At 53.2% G+C, this 18,712-nt stretch carries 22 protein-coding genes; 10 read left to right on the top strand and 12 right to left on the bottom strand.

The window, feature by feature from the left end:
- The coding region (locus AB9F27_RS04745) for a transposase (protein WP_369757589.1) at positions 1-788 on the bottom strand (788 nt) is incomplete at its 3' end.
- Between the two features lie 413 nt (positions 789-1,201).
- On the opposite strand from AB9F27_RS04745, the gene AB9F27_RS04740 reads away from it, so the two are divergent.
- The gene (locus AB9F27_RS04740) at positions 1,202-1,663 is read left to right on the top strand and encodes a hypothetical protein (RefSeq protein WP_369754931.1); all 462 of its coding nucleotides are present in this window, start codon (positions 1,202-1,204) and stop codon (positions 1,661-1,663) included.
- Between the two features lie 297 nt (positions 1,664-1,960).
- Here the strand turns inward: AB9F27_RS04740 and AB9F27_RS04735 are convergent, their stop codons facing one another.
- Genes AB9F27_RS04735 through AB9F27_RS04715 form a run of 5 tightly spaced genes read right to left on the bottom strand, consistent with a single transcriptional unit; the run spans position 1,961 to position 5,715 of the window.
- Positions 1,961-3,493, bottom strand: a complete 1,533-nt coding sequence (locus AB9F27_RS04735) for a glutamate synthase-related protein (protein ID WP_369757588.1) — start codon at positions 3,491-3,493, stop codon at positions 1,961-1,963.
- Positions 3,494-3,521: 28 nt separating this feature from the next.
- Positions 3,522-4,082, bottom strand: coding sequence for a hypothetical protein (locus AB9F27_RS04730; protein WP_335586909.1), 561 nt, complete (start codon positions 4,080-4,082; stop codon positions 3,522-3,524).
- A 45-nt stretch (positions 4,083-4,127) separates the two neighbouring features.
- The gene (locus tag AB9F27_RS04725; protein WP_335586908.1) at positions 4,128-4,670 is read right to left on the bottom strand and encodes a luciferase family protein; all 543 of its coding nucleotides are present in this window, start codon (positions 4,668-4,670) and stop codon (positions 4,128-4,130) included.
- A 43-nt stretch (positions 4,671-4,713) separates the two neighbouring features.
- Positions 4,714-5,208 (bottom strand): nuclear transport factor 2 family protein, encoded by a 495-nt coding sequence (locus AB9F27_RS04720; protein ID WP_335586907.1) that lies wholly within the window; start codon positions 5,206-5,208, stop codon positions 4,714-4,716.
- Between the two features lie 27 nt (positions 5,209-5,235).
- Positions 5,236-5,715, bottom strand: a complete 480-nt coding sequence (locus tag AB9F27_RS04715) for an ester cyclase (RefSeq protein ID WP_335586906.1) — start codon at positions 5,713-5,715, stop codon at positions 5,236-5,238.
- Between the two features lie 127 nt (positions 5,716-5,842).
- Here AB9F27_RS04715 and AB9F27_RS04710 point away from each other — a divergent pair, with 127 nt between their 5' ends.
- Positions 5,843-6,727 carry a LysR family transcriptional regulator gene (locus AB9F27_RS04710; RefSeq protein ID WP_335586905.1) on the top strand — a complete coding sequence of 295 codons (885 nt, stop codon included), beginning with the start codon at positions 5,843-5,845 and terminating at the stop codon, positions 6,725-6,727.
- Between the two features lie 173 nt (positions 6,728-6,900).
- Here AB9F27_RS04710 and AB9F27_RS04705 read toward each other — a convergent pair whose 3' ends face one another.
- Positions 6,901-7,797 (bottom strand): LysR family transcriptional regulator, encoded by an 897-nt coding sequence (locus AB9F27_RS04705; protein WP_335586904.1) that lies wholly within the window; start codon positions 7,795-7,797, stop codon positions 6,901-6,903.
- Positions 7,798-7,902: 105 nt separating this feature from the next.
- On the opposite strand from AB9F27_RS04705, the gene AB9F27_RS04700 reads away from it, so the two are divergent.
- The 5 genes from AB9F27_RS04700 (at position 7,903) to AB9F27_RS04680 (ending at position 11,882) form a co-directional block, all read left to right on the top strand.
- Entirely contained in the window at positions 7,903-9,126 is a 1,224-nt protein-coding gene (locus AB9F27_RS04700; protein ID WP_335586903.1) for a hypothetical protein, read from the top strand.
- Entirely contained in the window at positions 9,126-10,211 is a 1,086-nt protein-coding gene (locus AB9F27_RS04695; protein WP_335586902.1) for an Ig-like domain-containing protein, read from the top strand. The genes AB9F27_RS04700 and AB9F27_RS04695 overlap by 1 nt, the downstream gene beginning before the upstream one ends.
- Positions 10,212-10,289: 78 nt before the next feature.
- Positions 10,290-10,646, top strand: a complete 357-nt coding sequence (locus tag AB9F27_RS04690; protein ID WP_335586901.1) for a DoxX family protein — start codon at positions 10,290-10,292, stop codon at positions 10,644-10,646.
- 316 nt (positions 10,647-10,962) lie between these two features.
- Positions 10,963-11,595: a CDGSH iron-sulfur domain-containing protein gene (locus tag AB9F27_RS04685; RefSeq protein WP_335586900.1), complete on the top strand. Its 633-nt coding sequence runs from the start codon at positions 10,963-10,965 to the stop codon at positions 11,593-11,595.
- Positions 11,595-11,882 (top strand): GNAT family N-acetyltransferase, encoded by a 288-nt coding sequence (locus tag AB9F27_RS04680; protein WP_335586899.1) that lies wholly within the window; start codon positions 11,595-11,597, stop codon positions 11,880-11,882. Before AB9F27_RS04685 ends, AB9F27_RS04680 begins: the two co-directional genes overlap by 1 nt.
- Positions 11,883-12,131: 249 nt before the next feature.
- Here AB9F27_RS04680 and AB9F27_RS04675 read toward each other — a convergent pair whose 3' ends face one another.
- Together AB9F27_RS04675 and AB9F27_RS04670 are read right to left on the bottom strand one after the other, a co-directional pair.
- The gene (locus AB9F27_RS04675) at positions 12,132-12,287 is read right to left on the bottom strand and encodes a hypothetical protein (protein WP_335586898.1); all 156 of its coding nucleotides are present in this window, start codon (positions 12,285-12,287) and stop codon (positions 12,132-12,134) included.
- A gap of 72 nt (positions 12,288-12,359) precedes the next feature.
- Positions 12,360-13,226 carry an alpha/beta fold hydrolase gene (locus AB9F27_RS04670; protein WP_335586897.1) on the bottom strand — a complete coding sequence of 289 codons (867 nt, stop codon included), beginning with the start codon at positions 13,224-13,226 and terminating at the stop codon, positions 12,360-12,362.
- 97 nt (positions 13,227-13,323) lie between these two features.
- On the opposite strand from AB9F27_RS04670, the gene AB9F27_RS04665 reads away from it, so the two are divergent.
- The gene (locus AB9F27_RS04665) at positions 13,324-13,890 is read left to right on the top strand and encodes a TetR/AcrR family transcriptional regulator (protein ID WP_335586896.1); all 567 of its coding nucleotides are present in this window, start codon (positions 13,324-13,326) and stop codon (positions 13,888-13,890) included.
- Positions 13,891-14,073: 183 nt separating this feature from the next.
- Positions 14,074-15,456 carry a transposase gene (locus AB9F27_RS04660; protein ID WP_369757587.1) on the top strand — a complete coding sequence of 461 codons (1,383 nt, stop codon included), beginning with the start codon at positions 14,074-14,076 and terminating at the stop codon, positions 15,454-15,456.
- Positions 15,457-15,684: 228 nt separating this feature from the next.
- Here the strand turns inward: AB9F27_RS04660 and AB9F27_RS04655 are convergent, their stop codons facing one another.
- The 3 genes from AB9F27_RS04655 to AB9F27_RS04645 are packed head-to-tail and all read right to left on the bottom strand — an operon-like array spanning position 15,685 to position 17,772.
- Positions 15,685-16,539, bottom strand: a complete 855-nt coding sequence (locus AB9F27_RS04655; RefSeq protein ID WP_369757586.1) for a branched-chain amino acid aminotransferase — start codon at positions 16,537-16,539, stop codon at positions 15,685-15,687.
- Positions 16,540-16,549: 10 nt separating this feature from the next.
- Entirely contained in the window at positions 16,550-16,999 is a 450-nt protein-coding gene (locus AB9F27_RS04650) for a DUF2000 family protein (RefSeq protein ID WP_369757585.1), read from the bottom strand.
- Positions 16,996-17,772: an acetoacetate decarboxylase family protein gene (locus AB9F27_RS04645; protein WP_369757584.1), complete on the bottom strand. Its 777-nt coding sequence runs from the start codon at positions 17,770-17,772 to the stop codon at positions 16,996-16,998. Before AB9F27_RS04645 ends, AB9F27_RS04650 begins: the two co-directional genes overlap by 4 nt.
- 94 nt (positions 17,773-17,866) lie before the next feature.
- Between AB9F27_RS04645 and AB9F27_RS04640 the strand changes: the two genes are divergently transcribed.
- Positions 17,867-18,385, top strand: coding sequence for an Lrp/AsnC family transcriptional regulator (locus tag AB9F27_RS04640; RefSeq protein ID WP_369757583.1), 519 nt, complete (start codon positions 17,867-17,869; stop codon positions 18,383-18,385).
- Positions 18,386-18,712 lie beyond the last annotated feature (327 nt).

Genomic DNA, 18,712 nt, shown 5'->3' with positions numbered 1-18,712 from the left:
AAGTCGACGCCAATCATTGTAACTTCGTTCATGGATGTCTCCTCCGATTTGGTGCTTTCAATATCACCACTATGGCACACTTTGATGCCGGTTCCGGGGTGAGGCATCCACACCATCAGTGGCCTGGAACAGCCCGATCCTCGACCGATGCTGGTCTTTCTGAGATTGATATGGCGTTCTTGATCCGCTGACCGGCAGGCGAATGCAAAGCAATCGCTGAGAGGTTGACCAAGACCGTTGCGCTTGAGGCTGGCATGCTTAGACCGCCGAACTGTACGCTTGGCACGCAGATGCTCCAGCAGCTCCTTCTTGAGGACGCCACGTGCTTGTATGTATAGGCTTTTGTATATCGTCTCGTGTGACACTTGTCTCTGCGCCTCTCCCGGAAACGCACGTTTGAGCCAACCCGCAATCTGCTCGGGCGACCATTTACGTCGTAGCTTTGCTGATACTGCGCGGCTCAAAGATGGATGACAAGCCAGCTTACATGTCTTGGGGCGCAAAGCGCGATCCCATGTTGCTTGGTCTGAAGCCACCGCCCGATATCCAGCAGGCCCACCATTGCGCCTAACCTCGCGGCTGATGGTCGACGGGGAGCGCCCTAATTGGTGCGCTATCATGCGTAGTGAACATTTGATGCTCAGCCCACGCGATATTTCCTCCCGCTCAAAAAGGTTCAAAGCACGGGTGCTACGCTTGCGATCTGGTGGGCGGATGCCACCCGTCGGCGAAATCACCGAAAAGACCGACGAGGAGGGCCTATCAAACACGCGCCCAATCGACCTCATGGACTCCCCACGCTGCCATCCACTGCCGACAGGCGATGCTTGCATCGCTGAGAGGGATCCCAAATCTCCGTGCGCTGCTTAGACGAATAGTAAATTCTGCGACGATACTTCATGTTCAACACTCCATCTCTTCCAAAAGATTAAAGTGTTACGTCCACCGGTTGAAACCACCGCGGAAACCGGACTTTCGCTGCACACGCAAACTAATTTAGGCAACTTGAAGAAAGCGGACACTCGGGGCTGTGACCCAGTTTTTTCAATGTGCAAACGCAGCGAAAGTCAGCAAGGAGCCCATAGCAACCGTTACTTCTTTGCTTTTTCCTCGCATGCGAAGGCTTGCGACACGATACCCCGCTTTTCATTTGTGTATTTCTGCAAAGAATCTAAAATGAACGGAATTCAGGGAGGCCTTTGTGAAAATCCTAATCTTAGTCTCAATTCTGGCCGCAATTGGTTTTGCTGCCAATGCCGAAGAACAACGCATCGAAATCAATAACGTCTACCCGCTTTCTCAAGAGAATTTTGACCTTGGCGATCATATCTTTCACCTTACGGACAACAAGGGCGGTTTTGAAGTTATTGAAGGTCCTTTGGAAGACGGAGTCACCCGATGCGTTGGTTCAGGCTTCGGATACCAAGATGGAACCAACTCTATAACTGGGATATGCGTTTTCGGTGAGGGTGAAGACACGTTCATAATGCGTTGGAAGGCTGGAGAGAAAGGCGCGGCAAACAACTGGGAAATTGTCACTGGCACGGGGCGCTATAATGGTATGACTGGCAAGGGCATTGCCACAACGGATATTGTTTCGGCGTACCAAGCTCTGCCATTGAGGCGGACTCACATTGTTGGAGTTGTGGAAGTTCCCAACTGAAAAAACATACAATCGAAGATTGTGACGAACAGACTTGTTCGCAAGACCATCGGCTCATGGCCATTCTCTCCGAAATGCAGCAGTTTATTTCGGCAAAGCGAGCAGCGAACGGCGGCAAGGTCCGCATAGCCGCCGCTTGCCCTCCGATTTGACGTTGATTTCGTGTGCAAACGCAGCGAAAGTCGGCAACGAGCCCATATTGACAGATGCTGCAACGTGCTTGAATGGCGGCTTCCACGTTCAGTTGGCAACAGCGAGGCGACATTCAAGCACGTCACCTCGCATGATGGCTTATGCCTAACGCTTGATGCCACCAAATCGCACTCCGCTAAGATCGGCCATCTCTTTCTTCCATGTGGTGATGTCACGATGAGCGAAATCAGAAAGATTATTGTGTCCACAGGCGCGCGCCAAAACCTGCATTAACTCCACCGATGCACCGAAATAACGGGCGAGTTTTTTTGCGCCGATTTGCACATCCAGTCGGGCACGCAATTCGGGTTTCTGGGTCGCGACACCGACAGGGCAGTTGTTTGAATTACACATACGTGCTGCGATACAGCCGACCGCCTGCATGGCAGAGTTTGAAACTGCGACAGCATCCGCGCCCAAGGCCATGGCTTTGGCGAAATCCTCAGCCACGCGCAGGCCACCTGTGATGACCAAGGTCACTTCACGACCTGTCTTTGCATCCAGATGCGCACGGGCACGGGCCAATGCTGGGATTGTTGGCACTGAGATATGATCGCGGAAGATCAACGGTGCAGCACCTGTACCGCCGCCGCGACCATCCAGAATGATGTAGTCGGCACTGGCCTCCAGCGCGAAGTCGATGTCGTCCTCAATGTGGTTCGCCGACAGCTTGAACCCGATAGGAATGCCACCAGATCGTTCGCGAACTTCATCGGCGATACGTTTGAAATCTGCTGGCGTTTCAAGGTCTGGGAACGTTGAAGGGGATATCGCGGATTGTCCGGGTTCCAACCCACGCACTTCCGCAATCTTACCTTGCACCTTATCGCCGGGCAGATGCCCGCCCGTGCCGGTTTTGGCACCCTGACCACCTTTGAAATGAAAGGCTTGCACGCGCGCGACCAGATCGAGGTCCCAGCCAAACCGTGCGGAGGCCAATTCGTAGAAGTAACGCGCATTCTCGGCTTGTTCTTCAGGCAGCATACCGCCTTCACCGGAGCAAATCCCAGTTCCTGCCATCTGAGCGCCGCGCGATAACGCGATCTTCGCCTCCTCGGACAATGCGCCATAGCTCATGTCCGAAACGAATAATGGGATGTCCAATTGCAACGGTTTGGCCGCACGCGGGCCAATCGTCACGGATGTCGCCACGGGCACGTCATCCAGCAATGGTTTGCGGGCCATCTGCGCCGGTAAAATCTGAATGTCATCCCAGTGCGGAAGGTCTTTGCGTGGAACACCCATTGCACCCATTTCACCGTGGTGGCCCAGTTTGGATAGCCCGTCTTTAGCCAAGGCGTGAATTCGGGCCACGGTTGGCTCTTCTGGCGTGGGTGTCGCAGTCGGGGTGTCAGACTTCGGCTTCGGTGACGGATCACCTACTTTTAGGTCACCAAGGCTTGCATGGGTTCCATCGCAGAATGGACCGTTCGCTGTCGCCTTGCACTGACATAGCGCTGCGCTGCCTGTGCTATCAGCAGTAAATTTTTGAGGCGTCACATCAGTGCCTGCATGCGACCCATCGCAAAACGGTTGGCTTTTTGACAATCCGCACCGACACCAATAGTAATCCTTGCCCTTTTCCAGATCGACTTTGGCGGGATGTTTGGCGGCGATGATCGGAACGGATTGGGTCATATCTTTGTCCTTATTGATGCTTTGAATTTCATAACTTGATAGGCTGTGAAGTGCCCTTGAGATCAAGGGTACCTTGTTTTGCCGCAAGGCGGTCTATTCTGTGGCCTTGGTGGCAATAATAACTAGTTTTTGGGTTTTGAAAGTTGGAAAACAGCCCTCGAAATCTGAGCATAAACAGCAAACCAAAGAAGACTACATCTAATACCGTCTGTACTACGGGCGCAGCATAAGGGTTTCCTCCCCCGTTGAATTGTTCAAATGCAATGGGTTCACCGATCAGCGTGAGGTTCGTTAGTGCACCAATGTGATCGACGATAGACAGCGTGAAATAGACAATTGTGAGCGTCCAAACCGTATACCCCCGCCATTTCCAAATTGCGATTGCGAGCGGCACGGCAAGGATTGCAGTAACAACGTCAAGGATCGCGGGATACATCCAACTCGGCGCATCGATGCCGTTTGCGACTCTCGTGATGAGCGGGATCGCGATGAAGCGGATTAACTGCGCTAGAATCCAGACGACGAGAGCAGTTAGGAAAATCTTGCCAGATCGACCTAAACCGATTGAAGGGTTCGTTGTCTCTGGCATGTCGTACCTCTTTGATTAGTTTTTTTGTCGCGTGTTCTGCGCAAACTATGGCGCTGGCAGCCCCGTCACATAGGTGTAGGACCCACGCACCAATTGATGTACGACGTCTAACTCGGCTTTTGTGGTGGGCGTATAGATCATGACGAAGCCCTCCCAACAGGGTCTTTGATCAGCCCAAGGGTGCGGTGTGGCCCAACCGGCGTTCACCGCGGCGCGCGCCAGTTCAGGTTCGAGTGATGCGTGCAAACTGCCGTCTGGGTGGACGTGCGCGAACTCTCTTCCGCCGACGATTGCATCAGGTTCGGCAAGGATGATATCAGTGTTCAATTGAAAGCCAACAGCGCCGGTCAAGGAAACCCGTGTTGAACCGAGTGTCACACCGGAAAGCTCTGCCACTTGTTTCAGCATCACTTCTGTTAACTCAGGGACCGCCTCCAGACCCAACTGGATATGGGGGACGCCATTGGTAGTTTCGGGGCGGGGCCCGTCACGGTTCGGGATTGACACATCCTGCGCAAAGGCAGGTGTGACGCAGGCAAAAAGGGATGCCGCAGCCAAAATGGTAAATCTTTGTGAAAATCTAATCATTCTAATTTCCTCTAATGTTTGGCCACGGCTGTGGATTTGGAAGTTACTTCGCGTGGAAGGCTTGGCTGACTGCGAAACTGTCTTCGAACCAGTTCCAAAGCACAACTTGGCCGTCACGCACTTTGGCACGTAGGGCGAAGGTGAAGTCACCAATTTCTTGGCCGGACTTCGTGGTGATCCCATTCATGTCACCAAAGATCGCGACCGTGTCGCCAGAGGCGAGAACATCGGTATTTTCCCACTTGGTGGTTTGAAAGTTTTCACTAAAGACACCGAGGAAGCCAAAGATCTCTTCTTTGCCATCCCACGGACCGATCCAAGGAAGGGTCGGATCGCCAGCGTTTAACCAAACCATGTCGTCGGCCATAAGATCGGCCATCGCACCCATGTCACCGCTGCCCATTGCCCCCATAAGGGCCAAAACAGTGTCGAGGCCTGCCTGACTTTGATCATCATTTGACTGCGCTGTTGCAGCCGAGGCAAATGTTGCGCCGGTGACCGCGGCTACAGAAGCCTTCATTGCTTGTCGTCTATTCATTTTCAGTACTCCTATTGGGTTCAATTTCTAGCGGCCAGAAAGCTGCTGCAGTGCGCCTGCCCAGTCTTCGACGTGGTATGAGCGAACGATTTTTCCGCCGGCAAGCTCATGGATGTCGATCGTCATGATATCAAAGCTGCGACCTTCACCATCGACACCAAAGAAGGGTGCAACGGGTGTACCTGTCGCGCGGCTACGCACGGTTACGAAATTACCGCTTTCATGCAGATCTTGGATGGCCCAGTTCAGGTCAGGGAGAAGCTTGGCGAAGCCACCAACTTGACCCAAGAAAGCATCGCGGCTTTTGTTTTCACCGGCATAGCCGCCAACGCTTTCCCATGTGTCAGCAGTCGCTTCAACGAAGGCAGCAGTGTGGGATTCAGAACCTGGATTGCTGAGGAGTTCATAGAAAGCCTGAACCGTATCGGCATTGTCAGCGATGGCTGACGAGGCGATTGAAGAGACGGCCAATGTCGCGACCGCAAGTAGGGATTGTGACTTTTTCATGTGAATAATTCCTCTTATGAAAAGTGAAGCCCATGAAGTTGTCGGGCGCTGTTCGAATAAGCTGGACATATTTTAATTAGATCATAAGGTGCGTTTATCAATTTTAACTGTTCGGATTACTTACCTAATGATTGATCGCCTCAGACAGATGGCCATCTTTGCCAAGACAATCGACCATGGCTCATTTCGCGGCGCGGCGCGTGAGCTGCATCTTTCGCCGTCGGTAGTCAGCCATCATATTTCACAATTGGAAGAACACCTTGGAGTTGCGCTGATTTATCGCTCAACCAGAAAGCTGACGCTCACAAACGAGGGTCAAAGGCTGTTGGCTGCAACACGCAACATGTTGGACGCGGTTGAAGGCGAATTGCTGGACCTTTCTGCGACAGCTGGTGAACCCAGTGGAGAGTTGCGCATCACACTGCCCTCCGTTCTCTCCTTGTCACACATTACGGATCAGATCGCCGCGTTCTCACTGGAATATCCGCGCATCACATTGACTGTAGATTTTTCAGACACACGCCGCGCGTTGATTGACGATGGGTTTGATTTGGCAATTCGAATGGGGCCGAGTTCAAAGAACTCAGCGACCTCACGTACTTTGTTTGAAGTGCGACGTGTGCTGGTTGCGTCCAAAGACTACCTCTCGACGCGTACTGTCGGTAACGACCCCATGGCGCTAACCGATTGGGAATGGCTTGCGCTTGCACCGGTTCAAAACGTTCCTTTGAGTTTTAGGAACAAGGACGGGGAGACCATGAAGATCAAGCCCACCCCACACATGTTTACAAACGATGCCCAAGCTTTGCATCGCCTCGCCCACGCCGGAGCTGGGCTGGCTATCGTACCTGAGTTCCTTGTCGCGCCCGACATTGACAACGGCACGATGGAAATAGTGCTGCCTGAATGGGAATTACGATCAATCAGTGTCTTTGCCGAATGGCCAGCAAACGCGCCAAAACATGGGCTCATTCACCTTGCTTTAAACGTATTGAGCCTAGCAAAATCCTAATCACGGCAGCTTGTGACAATTTCAGGAAATCCCCAAACCAGACATTGGTGCAATTGCAGCGAATTCACACTTGGTCCCGCATAGCCGACCTAGGTGCATTGTGCAGCGAACGGCGGGTCTGAGCCCATTTTGCCAAATGCTGCGCACTGCGCGAACGTCTGCTTTGCATATGGTCAGCGATTTTCATTCAGTACGGTACAGCCCTGTTGGAGCGCATCAACCAACACCCGCATTCGTTTGTTCAGACGCCTGTTGGCACGATAGACGACTTGGACATTGAATGTTTCGAATTCGAAGCTCGGCAAGACAGGGACAAGATCGCCATTGTGAACCGCTGTGGACACCAAGAAGTCAGGCAAGCGGGCTAAGCCCTTGCCCTTCTGCGTCGCGTCCAGCAAAAAAGGCCCGTTATTTGAATTCAGCGCAGGCTGGAATTCGACGTATCGCTTTTTCCCGTCACACAGAAACTCCCAACGGGCACGCCGCGCGGAGCCATAATGTAGCAACGGGTGTTTGGTTAGGTCGCAGAGCTGTTGCGGCAGGCCGTTCTTGGCGGCGTAGGACGGGCTGGCAAAGAGGCCGTGACGCGTCACTGCAAGGGGATGGTTTACGTACCCGGCCATATCTCCAGAGGTCATGCGGACGCCCAGATCATAGTTCTCGCTCTCTAGATCAACGATCCGGTCGTCAAAATCGACGGTTAGATCAATCTGCGGGTGCGCCTCCATGAAAGAGAAAAGGGTGGGCTTGAGGAACGAAAGCCCGAACTCTCTTGCGATGGAGATACTGAGTGGTCCGCTTAGGCTTTGCGCGCTGTGGACAAAATCAGCCTGTAGCTCGTCGACATCCGCGACCGTGACGCTGGCGCGCTGGTAAAGCTCCTGACCCGCTCTTGTAACCACCCACGTGCGTGGCTGCCGGTCGATCAGATGCACGCCGTAGCGGTCTTCAAGTTGCCCAAGACGGCGGCTGACAGCGGACTTGGCGATACCCAATACTTCGGCCGCGCGAGCGATCCCGCCATTTTCGACGATGCTCACAAACACACGGAGGTCTTCGATCTGGCCCATTTCGACGTTCTCATTTTGTGACCCTAAGGACCACTTTTTTTCATCTATCGTAAAAATTTGCAACCGTTAGTTTGCATCTCATCAGATCAAACAAGGGAGACAGAAATGTCCATTTCCAAGTCTATACTCTCTGCAAGCGTGATGGCCCTCGCCACCGCCGGCGGAATTTCTGCGCAAGAGGTAAACTTGCAGTCCGCCGGTGCACTGGCCTTTGACACCGGCACTGTGTTGTTCGTTGGGGACAGCCAAGCGGGCCTCGTACATGCCTTTGATCTTGGCGAGGCCCTTGCGGATCAATCTGATTACCAATTGGGGCGTGCTCAAACATTTGAAGGGCGCACAATCTTTAACAACCTCGATGTTGAAATCGCAGCCTTGCTGGGTGTGAGCGCCGAGGACGTGGTGATCAATGACATGGTCGTACACAAACCGAGCAAGCAAATCTTCTTGTCCGTGCATCGTGGCCATGGTCCGGACGCCGAGGCGGTTATCGTCTCCGTCAATAATGGTGCGCTTGATATTGTTGATCTAGCCGCCGCTGACCACACCTTACAGAGCGTTGGCCCTGTTCCGACAGACGCAACGTTTGAATTTGGTCAACCGCTCAACACATTGGCAATAACGGATATCGACTACTACGACGGGGAGCTGCTGGTAGCGGGTCTATCGAACGAAGAGTTCAGCTCCAAGCTGCGCCGCATGGCATACCCGTTTGACGATGAAGTCAGCACCTCCTCGATCGAAATTTGGCACGCTGTTCATACGCAGTATGAGACCCGCGCGCCAATCATTTCTCAGACCGTGACCGAACTTGACGGTATTCCAACATTAATCGCGATTTACGCCTGCACACCGATTGTGCGCATCCCGCTGGCCGAACTGACCGATGGTGCGGAGGTGCGTGGCACGATGATCGGCGAGATGGGGTTCGGCAACACACCGATTGATATCGTTCCCTACGTGAATGGGTGGGACGGAAGCAGTAATGTGGTGGTGACGAACACCAATCGCTCGGCTGCGTCGTTGAACCTCGCCTCCGTCGCTTCGGCTGAAGAAATGCCACACGGCGAAGGTGTGCAACCTGTCTTTTCGGTTGCAGGTGTGGACCAGTTCGCACTGCCAATGAGTGGTACAATGCATCTTGATACGTTGGACGATAGTTTTGCCGTGGTCGTGCGCCGCAGCCCAGATGATGGGCGCAACATCCAACTGCACACGCTGGCCTTGCCGTTCTTCTTTGATCGTGCTGATCACATTGTCGAGATGAACTTTGAGGATGGCCCCGATCCATTTGGCTACGGCGCGGCTGGACCGCTTGAGTTTAACTGATGACATCCTTTGGCTCTTTCATGCGGCAGGCTTTGCTTGCCGCATGTATCACCCTTCCGTTGCCAACATTTGCAGCCCCAAATGCGCAGTATGACGCAACATCAGGTGCTGTAATCCTAAGGGGGCTTTCAGAGGCGGAGCAGTCAGAGGCAATGTCGACCGAGGATGCATTGCGCTTGCAAGTTGCCAACCTCAACACAGAGCTCGGGATGCCTGTCACGCTTGATGAACTGGGCGCAGACATCGTGATCATGCCTCGTTTCGCACTCCGGGCAGGGACGGAGTATATCCTAAATCTTGATCTGGCGAAAACGTCGTATGACTTGGGCATCTCTCTGCCCGAGACTGAGGTCACGATACCAAAACTCATTGGTTTTGCGCCATCTCAGGCTGTTATCCCTGCAAATACCCTACGCCTCTATGTACAGTTTTCCGAACCCATGGCGCGCGGTCAGTTGCGCGAGGCCGTCACGCTGACCCAAAGTGACGGTGACGCAGTCCCAAGTCCGTTCTTAAACCTTGAGACCGAGCTTTGGGACCCTTCACAAACCCGCGCCACCTTGCTGTTGGACCCCGGTCGCATCAAGCAAGGAGTCGGACCTAATATGCAGGCAGGCGCTCCATTGCAGTCAGGCGAAAGCTACCAGTTGATCGTGTCTGAGCGCATGCAAAGCGCGGCTGGCGCGCCGTTGGAAACAGACGTTACACTTGCCTTGCGTGTCGGGCCGTCCGAGCGCCGCGCTATTGATCCGATGAACTGGCAAATTCTAACACCGCCTGCCGGCAGCCATGCATCCCTAACAATTGCCTTTGACCGCATCATGGACAGCGGTGCTGTGCTGCGATTGCTGCGTGTGCAGGACAGCGCACGCAATGATCTGCGCGGTCACGTTTCCAGTGATGCGGGTGGTTGGGCCTTTGCCCCTACGGAAGCATGGCAAGCGGGCGAGTATTATCTGATCGTCGATCCTGAACTTGAAGACGTCTCGGGCAACACCATCGCGGCCCCTTTTGACGCGGCCTCTGGCACCATCGGGGCAACAGTTCCGGAGGCATTGATCACAATTCAGATTAGCAAAAACTAGGCGATCCTCCGGCTCCCAATTTAGCTTGAGGCTCGCCACAGCACACACCAGTCGAAGTCAAAGAAAAGAAAGAGAAATATGTTCTCCAACGTACACAAATACGGCCTTCTGACCATCAAGGCCCTGCTTACATTCGCCTTTGTCACTGCCGGCGGCGCGAAGCTTTTGGGCGCAGAGATGATGGTGCAAACCTTCGAAGCGGTCGGTGTCGGACAGTGTTTCCGCTATGTGACCGGCATCATCGAAATTGGCGGGGCCGCCCTGCTGTGGGCGCGCGGCCGTGAGGTTTTCGGTGCGGGTTTGCTACTTTGCACCATGATCGGTGCGGTGCTGTCGCACTTTTTTATCCTCGGTCCTTCAGCCGTCCCGGCGCTAGCGCTCGGGGTTCTGGCCGCCGCGGTGGTTTTCACGCATCGCGATCAGATTTCAGCCTGACGCAACAAATTCTATCGCTGCGCCATGAAAAGGGGCGCGGCCTCGAACTCAGAGGAAAGGCAAAAACTTTTGATTGTTTCAGCAAGGCCTCTGGGTCGATCAGTGGTACACCGCTAAAAAAAGCGAGGGTGTTGGCACGTGACTAGCCGAAGTCTTTGGCAACGCCCTCTTTGTTTGAACTCGCTCGCTTTTCGATAAGACACCTTGGCCTGAGCCAGAAACTCTCTTTGATCAAATCACCCTATTGGAGTCATAAGCGCTGATGTTAGACACTCCCGCCTTATAGCCTACAAACCCAGCAAGAAGGAAAATCATAATGGCCAATGTCAAAGGCAAAAATATCTCTGTCCAGTTCGACGGTAAAAAGTGCATTCATGCGCGGCGCTGCGTCCTCGGGCTTCCAGCGGTGTTTCAACCAGGCGCCAAGGGTGCCTGGATTTTTCCAGAAAATGCAAATGCCGAAGAAATTGCAAGGATCATAGACAGTTGCCCTTCCGGCGCGCTGACCTACGAACGATACGATGACGGAACTGATGAACCGATGCCTAATGTGAACACCTCCCGCATTTGGGAAAATGGTCCAAACGAGCTCCACGGAGATATTCGTATCCCCGGTGAAGAACCGCGCAAACGCGCCGTGCTGTGTCGCTGCGGGCAATCGAAGAACAAGCCATTCTGCGACAACTCCCATATTGAAGCTGGTTTCACCGGGACTGGAGTGGCCGACGCGACTGAAAACACAGATACGCTTGAAGTGCGAGATGGCCCGCTTGAGGTCAAACCGCTCAAAAACGGCCCCGTAATGGTAGTAGGGAATCTGGAGATTATTGCGGCATCTGGCCGGCGTGTCGCTACCGGACAGAGGTTTGCGCTTTGCCGGTGTGGAGCTTCCAAGAACAAGCCGTTCTGTGATGGGAGCCATGGTGAAATTGGGTTCGAGGCGGACTGATGGTGGATCTCAAAACTTCCAAAGAAGAGAGCGATACCCGAGGAAGATACATTACCGTCGTAGATGGGCTCGAAGCTGAACTTACTTTCTCGAAAATGGGGGATACTGGCGTAATTGCAGATCACACGGGTGTCCCCGAAGCGCTGGAAGGTCGAGGTGTTGGTAAGGCGTTGGTCGAGGCATTGATTGCAGACGCACGTGACAATAACTTTAAGATCATGCCGCTTAGCCCGTTTGTCAGGGGCCAATATACACGCCACCCAGAATGGGAAGATGTGATGATGTGACGCCTGCGGATTTCATCCGTGAATTCTGGCTTGCTGCGCAAAAGTCGGTCCAGCCGGGAAAAGCAGCTTGCGGACATTGGAGTGACGGCAGCGAAGGTCTCTTTTGTCCGCATAGCCGCCGCTCGCCCTCCGATTTGACGTTGATTTCGTGTGCAAACGCAGCGAAAGTCGGCAAAGAGCCCATTGTGCCTGTTTCTGCGGCCAGCCCCAATGTCAGCTTTCCTAGGTTGGAAAAGTAATAAGCGCGCACTATTCGATCTCGAAGGACGCCTTCATGTGTGGGTGGTATACACAGAAATAATACGTTTCCATTTCAACGTTTACGATGATCTCGTTGCTTTCGTCCTGAGCAATCTCACCAGTATCCCATCCAGCCTTATCGCCTGTCGCGGTATGTGGGGCCAAATCATTGTTGGTCCAACGAATTACATCCCCAATGAGCGGTGTTACGCTTCTAGACCAAAGAACATTTCAACATCAATCAATAATGGCGCGCCAGATATCTGTATTTCGTGCGGAGAAAGCGCCGAAATGTCCGATTTTTTTCAGAGAGAAGTCACTCGGCGCGAATACTTGATCAATGACATCAGCCTTTGGGTAAAGCTCTTTCAGTCGATTCACTGTGCGCGGTGGGATCAATTGATCATCTGTAAATGCGACCGTTTTCAAAGGACATTGAAGACGGGACGGATTCAACAATGACAACCAAGGGATTGCTGAATCATTCCGGAAGAATGTTCTGGTCAAACACCATCTGCGCCACTGCCAGTATACGCCAGCAGGTAAGTCAGCGCCCAGTCCAATCCGCCTGCCGGGCAGGTATCCGGAAAAAACCGTTGCGAGAGGGCCAATAACGAACCAGAAAAGCATTGCAAGAGGCATATAGCTCAACGGATGCTCCCGCCAATTGACTGGCCCGCTCGCTACGGCAATGAACCTATCAATCTTGCTAGCGTCTTCGTGAAAACCGGTCATAAAGCCGCCAAAAGAGTGCCCAATAACCCAAAGTGGCACGCCCCGCTGATCGGCTTGTCTTATTGCAAACGTGAGAGCGGCGGCCTGATCGAGCGTTCCCCAGTCGGCCATCGTCGCATCTGAGTCTCGCATTGGTTTTTGAGAAGACGCCCCAAAATCACGGTAATCGTAAGTCAGACTAGCGATACCTTCTGCTTCTGCCAGCCAATTGGCAAATTTGGCATAGAAGGTCTGCGGGACACCAACTGCCCCGTGGATCAATACGAACGCGCGCAGTTGATCGCTGGGCACCCGCGACGTACCGACTAGGTTCGCGCCATCGGCAGAGAGGGAGACCGTTTCACTTCGGGTAATGCTTTTATCTTGCATAACACAAGCCCTTCACTAGACTATATGGTCCAGTTTAATATCGACGCTAGACCATTTAGTCTAGACCAAAACGTCTAATTCGTGCGGAGTCCGTAACTTGAGCCAACGAAAAGCTTCAAAAACCACCTCTCGTGATCGATTGGTCACTGCCGCAAACGTGGTATTTATGGAACGTGGATACCACGGAGCCACGATAGCTGATATTCTGGACGCAAGTGGTGTCCCAAAAGGATCGCTTTACCACCACTTTCCCAACGGAAAAGCCGACATAGGACTAGCCGCCGCGCAAGATGCCGGAAAACAAATGGCTTCCCTTATCGATGCAACATTTGAAGCATCGCAAACTTGGCATGCCGCAATTGATTTGTTTTGCGAGCGTCTCGCCACCTTGTTTGAGCGGACAGATCAGGGCAGCAGATGTCCTGTGGCCAGCATACTCCTTGACGGGCACCAACCGCCTTCTTCGCGCGAAGAGGCAAATATAATCTACAATAATTGGATCGATGTGACAGCTTCGAATCTTGAACGTCTTGATGCACCTAACCCGCGTGAAACCGCTGAAAAGTTATTAGTGCTCTTGCAGGGCTCATGGGTCATCGCAAGAGCAAGTGGGTCTGGTGACAAATTGCGTGACTTGCCCAAACTTGTTTTGGGAAAAATATAGGAAGCGCTTGGTGCCCGGCAAGCCCCTAGATACTCAACCCATCAGTCAAGCCAATTCGGTCGACAGTAGGCATTCGTACACATCCCAGCATTCGGTATTTTGGGCTGATTTTGTTGAAAAACTCTTCCTTGATCTAGCGGTCAGTCACTGATTCAATTCGTGTATTGAACGGGAGGTTTGGCGATGATGGGACCCATGCAGGAAGAGCAAGCGGCGCTGTTTTACGAGTTCTCGCTCGAGGATCATGTCCCGCAAGATCACTTGCTGCGGTCCATTGACCGGTTCGTCGACTTAAGCAGCAGCCGTGGTCATTTAGCTGATTTCTACAGCCACACTGGCCGCCCATCCATCGATCCAGAGTTGCTGATCCGGATGCTGTTGGTGGGATACTGCTTCGGCATTCGCTCTGAACGCCGCCTTTGTGAAGAAGTGCGCCTGAACCTGGCGTATCGGTGGTTCTGCCGTCTCGATCTGACCGGCAGCATTCCGGATCATTCGACCTTTTCCAAGAACCGCCACGGTCGTTTCCGCGAGAGCGGTTTACTACGGCACGTGTTCGAGACGACTGTCGCGCGCTGCATGCAAGAGGGGCTGGTCGGGGGTCAGGGATTTGCTGTTGATGCTAGCTTAATCTCAGCTGATGTTCAGAAGCAGAACTCCAGCAATCCTGACGATTGGGCGGCCCGCAAAACTGACCCCAATGATGCGCCGCGCGCAGTGCGCGAGTATCTCGACACCCTGAATGACGAGGCCCTTGGCGCAGCCAGTGATGTCATGCCCAAGTTTACCGCCCACGCGGACCCGGCCAGCCAGTGGACTGCGGCGCGCAAGGGGCCTGCTTTCTTTGCCTATTCAGACAATTACCTCATCGATACAGATCACGGGATCATCGTGGATGTGGATGCTTCTCGATCAATCCGGCAGGCGGAAGTGGGCGCAATGCGCAAGATGATTGACCGCACCGAAGACCGCTTTGGCCTTAAGCCCGATTGGGTGGCCGCAGACACGGCATACGGGTCTGCTGATAATCTTGTCTGGCTCACGTTGAAGCGGCAAATACTCCCCTTCATCCCTGTATTTGATAACTCCAAACGGAAGGATGGTACGTGGTCACGATCGGACTTCACCTGGGACGAAGACAACGACCTATACATCTGCCCGGAAGGCAAAGAGCTTCGCCAAACCCGACGGAATTATTCCGACGCCAACAGGCTCACACCCAAGGCTGGCCGTCGCCAATATCGCAGCCTGAAGCTGGAGTGTCAGGCATGTCCATCGAAGTCCAAATGCTGCCCAAATACTGCGACGCGCAGCATCACCCGTGAGAAATACGAAATTGTCAGAGACTTCGCCCGTCAATGCACAGCATTCGAGTTCAACGCGACGGCCCAGAAACGCCGAAAGAAGGTCGAGATGCTGTTCGCACATCTCAAACGCATCCTCGGCTTGGGCAGGCTCCGATTACGAGGACCATGTGGTGTCCAAGACGAATTTACCCTCGCCGCCACCGCCCAGAACCTCCGGAAGTTAGCAAAACTCAAGCCGTTGGTTCCCACAACAGGTTAACAAGTGGGGCGAGCATCGGACATCCAAGACAATCAATGCAGTAGCTCGCTCCAACGCTCCTAAAACAACGAGTTTTTCAACAAAATCGGCCCTTCCTACGCCTTCGCTGCGCGATCTACGAATGACAGCTCCCAGAAACAGCGCATTTCGGTGCGTCGTGCACGAACTGGTAAGGTGCGGGACTCTTCAGTCATTCGCCTATTTCTTTTCAAGGTCCGGTTTCGAGTGTCATAGTGTCTTGGTAGATTGATGAGCAAAGTCGCGATATTTGGATACGAGCTTCTTTCCGATTTGTCCCACACCATAGTGGGTCTCTTCGAGACGACTACAGGGATGGATACGTGCGTGGTTTCCTGTCGAGATGACTTCATCAGCGGTAGACAGTTCGTCGGGTAATATCTTGCGTTCTACGATGGATAGGCCCATGTCACTTAGCAGGCCCAATGCGCGGGCGCGCGTAATTCCTGGCAGCAACATATCATTGGGAACCGGAGTATGGATTTCATTGTCCATGACCAACAACAAGTTCTGCATTGTGAACTCAGCAACATCGCCTCGGGCATCCAGCATAACTGCATTGTCGAAGCCACGTTTCCGAGCCTCTCCCCATGCGCGCGTAAGCTGTGGGTAAAGGCAGGATGCCTTTGCTGTCGTGGGCGCGGTTTCGGGAAGAGGTTTGCGAAGAGGCGAAATACAAGCGCTGAAACCCTGCGAAACATCAGGCATCGGCATGACCTGAATAACCAGCGCGAAGCGGGTTGAGGTTGGATCAATCGGCCCCAAGCCGTCTTCGATCCAAAACATCGGCCGGATATACAATGCTGCATCAGATGCAAATTTCTTGGCACCGTCTCTCGCAAGTGCCTCAATGGTCTCTGCATCGCAGGTCGGGATCATGCCCATAATCTCAGCAGAACGGACCACGCGTTGGCAGTGGAGGGCCAGATCGGGAAAGACGCCGTCATAGCGACGCGCACCGTCAAATACTGTATTGCCGAGCCACGCGGCGTTGGTCGTCGCAAACATGAGCGGTGTCGCTCCGGCAAACCAATCATTATTAATGTACGTCCAAGTGTCCAACATGATGAAGTCCTTACCTTAGAAGCTTGAGCGATCCAGTTAACGAACGGACCCACTTTGATGGGCCACACAAACCGATCCCATCAAGTTTTTCTGTCATCAAGCGGCGCTCTGGGAAGACGCTCTCGTATTCTTCAAAGGAATGAAGGGACCGAGCAAATGCAGGGAATGCAACAACAGAATGATCGGTGCTTGGCGCATGTGCCTTTTCTAAAAGAGACGCGAGAGCTGCAGCATCAGCCTGCAATATTGGCACAGGCCGATCAGCGCTGTTGAATATAGTAACCCCGTTTGAATCCGTCATTCTGACGTTGCCCGCGCCGTGATGACGTGCGCCCAGGCCGATTGCGATAGTCGCAACGGTGTTTGCGAGCAGTCCTGACGCAAGCTGAGGATCGACGATAATCGCAAATCTCAGATCGCCGGTCCCGCGTAGCGGCACAATGTCGTCATTAGCAGTCATAGCTGGACCTCTTGCACGCCAACGACCGTCAGCGCCAATGTACAAAGCGTTGCCTCTGTCGTTCTCAACGGGGCGATGTCGGACAACTCATCGCGCGGAGCGGGCAAGACCCGCAATTCACCCGTCGCCCCATAGACGTCACCTACCTGTTTTTCTGATACGTCCTGTCTGACCAGCCGATGCGACCCCGCATCTGGTCCCCCAATCAATGTTGGGTGCCCCACTAGACCAAGCGTAGGAGTGGCAAGGAAACCGATGGGTTCGCTGATCTCGCCTGTCAACTGCAACTCTGCTTCGGCTAGCCGTCTGTCTTTCACGGCCACCGTTGCTCCCAAGCGGGTATCTTTCTGAATTTTACCCGCTGCAGGATGATCAAGATCATAGGACCTTGCGATCCGGACGGAGGCCATCTTCTTGGGCCAGCCCTGCAATAACCCCCTCACCATCGAGATATCTTGCGTCACGTAGATGAACGGACAGAACAGACGTTTTTGTCCCTCGTGTTCAGCCTCCAAGAGATAAAAGAATTCGTCATAGAGCGCGTAGGCTGGATCAAGCAACTCAGAGCCATCCGTCGTCGCCTGCCACTCACAGAAATGGCCGAATGCGCGGCCAGTCGGTTTACCAAAGCCCTCTGGCAAAAACCGTGCGCTGGCCTCTTTGTCGACATCGACAGCAAAGCTCATGACGCGACCTGCATAATGCCACGGCGGTGCTGTAACGAGTGAGGACTTTCCGGTGTCGCTATAAGGGGGAGTGAAGCCAGTAAACATGATGATCTCCTTTTCGAGGTAAATAATCACATTTATGACGGTCGTAATTCATTGATAATTCCGAAAAATTCTCCAATATGGGCAGAACCAATCTATGATATCCACGATTAAGAAAGAAACTACCATTTTGGAAGACGTAACCTCTGATAACATTGGCGGCTTGGACGACGCGGACCGCCGCATCCTTCAGGCGCTTCAAAAGGATGGTCGCCTGAGCAACGCGGAACTAGCTGTACAAACAGGCATGTCCACATCACCTTGCTGGCGACGAACCCGACGCCTTGAAGAACAAGGGCTCATCATGGGCTACCGTGCAATGCTGGATCGCAAACAATTAGGTATGGGCGTTCTCGTATTTGTTTCCGTCCAGATCGACACACATTCAGAAGAAGAAGCCGGTGCCTTCGAACGCGCGATTGCGACCCTTCCAAAGATTGTGTCCTGTCATTCGGTGGGGGGTGGCGCTGATTTTTTGCTGCAAGTTGTATGCCGAGACTTGGACGATTATGCAGAGTTTTCCATGAATCGCCTAAGGCGGTTGCCTGGCATCAAGGCAATGACCAGCAGCTTTGCGCTGAAAGAAATCAAGTCCGATAATGGTTGGCCGATTTAAGAAACGTAATGCAGCTGTGCTACAAGAATATTTGGCAGTGGTTGATCCATTAATGGAATTCGACGACGCAAAACTGATCGCGCCCTGTGAAATCACAGAAACCCTATCCAGGTCCGAGATACCGCCCTCTGTGTCCGACATCGCTTATACGAGCCCCGAATTCGCGAAAGCAGACTTTTATACTACCCGCAGCATCGGTCAAAGTGGGCTCGTAGCCGTCATCCGCTGCAAAATGCACCAATGTCCGCTAAAGGCGGCTGTGCTAAGACGGCAGCATAATCTCTAGCTAAGCCCGTGCTATTCCCCAATAATCCCTAATATCCAAAA

It is taken from the genome of Falsihalocynthiibacter sp. CO-5D18 (assembly GCF_041205445.1).
GTDB lineage: Bacteria > Pseudomonadota > Alphaproteobacteria > Rhodobacterales > Rhodobacteraceae > Falsihalocynthiibacter > Falsihalocynthiibacter arcticus.
Note: the sequence above shows the minus strand (reverse complement) of the source record. Positions and strands in the feature narration are given on the sequence as shown.

Coding starts and splice junctions, on each gene's coding strand:
- AB9F27_RS04705 (WP_335586904.1), bottom strand. CDS start 7,797: ATGGGCCAGATCGAAGACCTCCGTGTGTTTGTGAGCATCGTCGAAAAT.
- AB9F27_RS04725 (WP_335586908.1), bottom strand. CDS start 4,670: ATGATTAGATTTTCACAAAGATTTACCATTTTGGCTGCGGCATCCCTT.
- AB9F27_RS04655 (WP_369757586.1), bottom strand. CDS start 16,539: ATGTTGGACACTTGGACGTACATTAATAATGATTGGTTTGCCGGAGCG.
- AB9F27_RS04650 (WP_369757585.1), bottom strand. CDS start 16,999: ATGACTGCTAATGACGACATTGTGCCGCTACGCGGGACCGGCGATCTG.
- AB9F27_RS04695 (WP_335586902.1), top strand. CDS start 9,126: ATGACATCCTTTGGCTCTTTCATGCGGCAGGCTTTGCTTGCCGCATGT.
- AB9F27_RS04680 (WP_335586899.1), top strand. CDS start 11,595: ATGGTGGATCTCAAAACTTCCAAAGAAGAGAGCGATACCCGAGGAAGA.
- AB9F27_RS04735 (WP_369757588.1), bottom strand. CDS start 3,493: ATGACCCAATCCGTTCCGATCATCGCCGCCAAACATCCCGCCAAAGTC.
- AB9F27_RS04710 (WP_335586905.1), top strand. CDS start 5,843: ATGATTGATCGCCTCAGACAGATGGCCATCTTTGCCAAGACAATCGAC.
- AB9F27_RS04715 (WP_335586906.1), bottom strand. CDS start 5,715: ATGAAAAAGTCACAATCCCTACTTGCGGTCGCGACATTGGCCGTCTCT.
- AB9F27_RS04690 (WP_335586901.1), top strand. CDS start 10,290: ATGTTCTCCAACGTACACAAATACGGCCTTCTGACCATCAAGGCCCTG.
- AB9F27_RS04685 (WP_335586900.1), top strand. CDS start 10,963: ATGGCCAATGTCAAAGGCAAAAATATCTCTGTCCAGTTCGACGGTAAA.
- AB9F27_RS04660 (WP_369757587.1), top strand. CDS start 14,074: ATGATGGGACCCATGCAGGAAGAGCAAGCGGCGCTGTTTTACGAGTTC.
- AB9F27_RS04730 (WP_335586909.1), bottom strand. CDS start 4,082: ATGCCAGAGACAACGAACCCTTCAATCGGTTTAGGTCGATCTGGCAAG.
- AB9F27_RS04700 (WP_335586903.1), top strand. CDS start 7,903: ATGTCCATTTCCAAGTCTATACTCTCTGCAAGCGTGATGGCCCTCGCC.
- AB9F27_RS04640 (WP_369757583.1), top strand. CDS start 17,867: ATGATATCCACGATTAAGAAAGAAACTACCATTTTGGAAGACGTAACC.
- AB9F27_RS04645 (WP_369757584.1), bottom strand. CDS start 17,772: ATGTTTACTGGCTTCACTCCCCCTTATAGCGACACCGGAAAGTCCTCA.
- AB9F27_RS04720 (WP_335586907.1), bottom strand. CDS start 5,208: ATGAATAGACGACAAGCAATGAAGGCTTCTGTAGCCGCGGTCACCGGC.
- AB9F27_RS04670 (WP_335586897.1), bottom strand. CDS start 13,226: ATGCAAGATAAAAGCATTACCCGAAGTGAAACGGTCTCCCTCTCTGCC.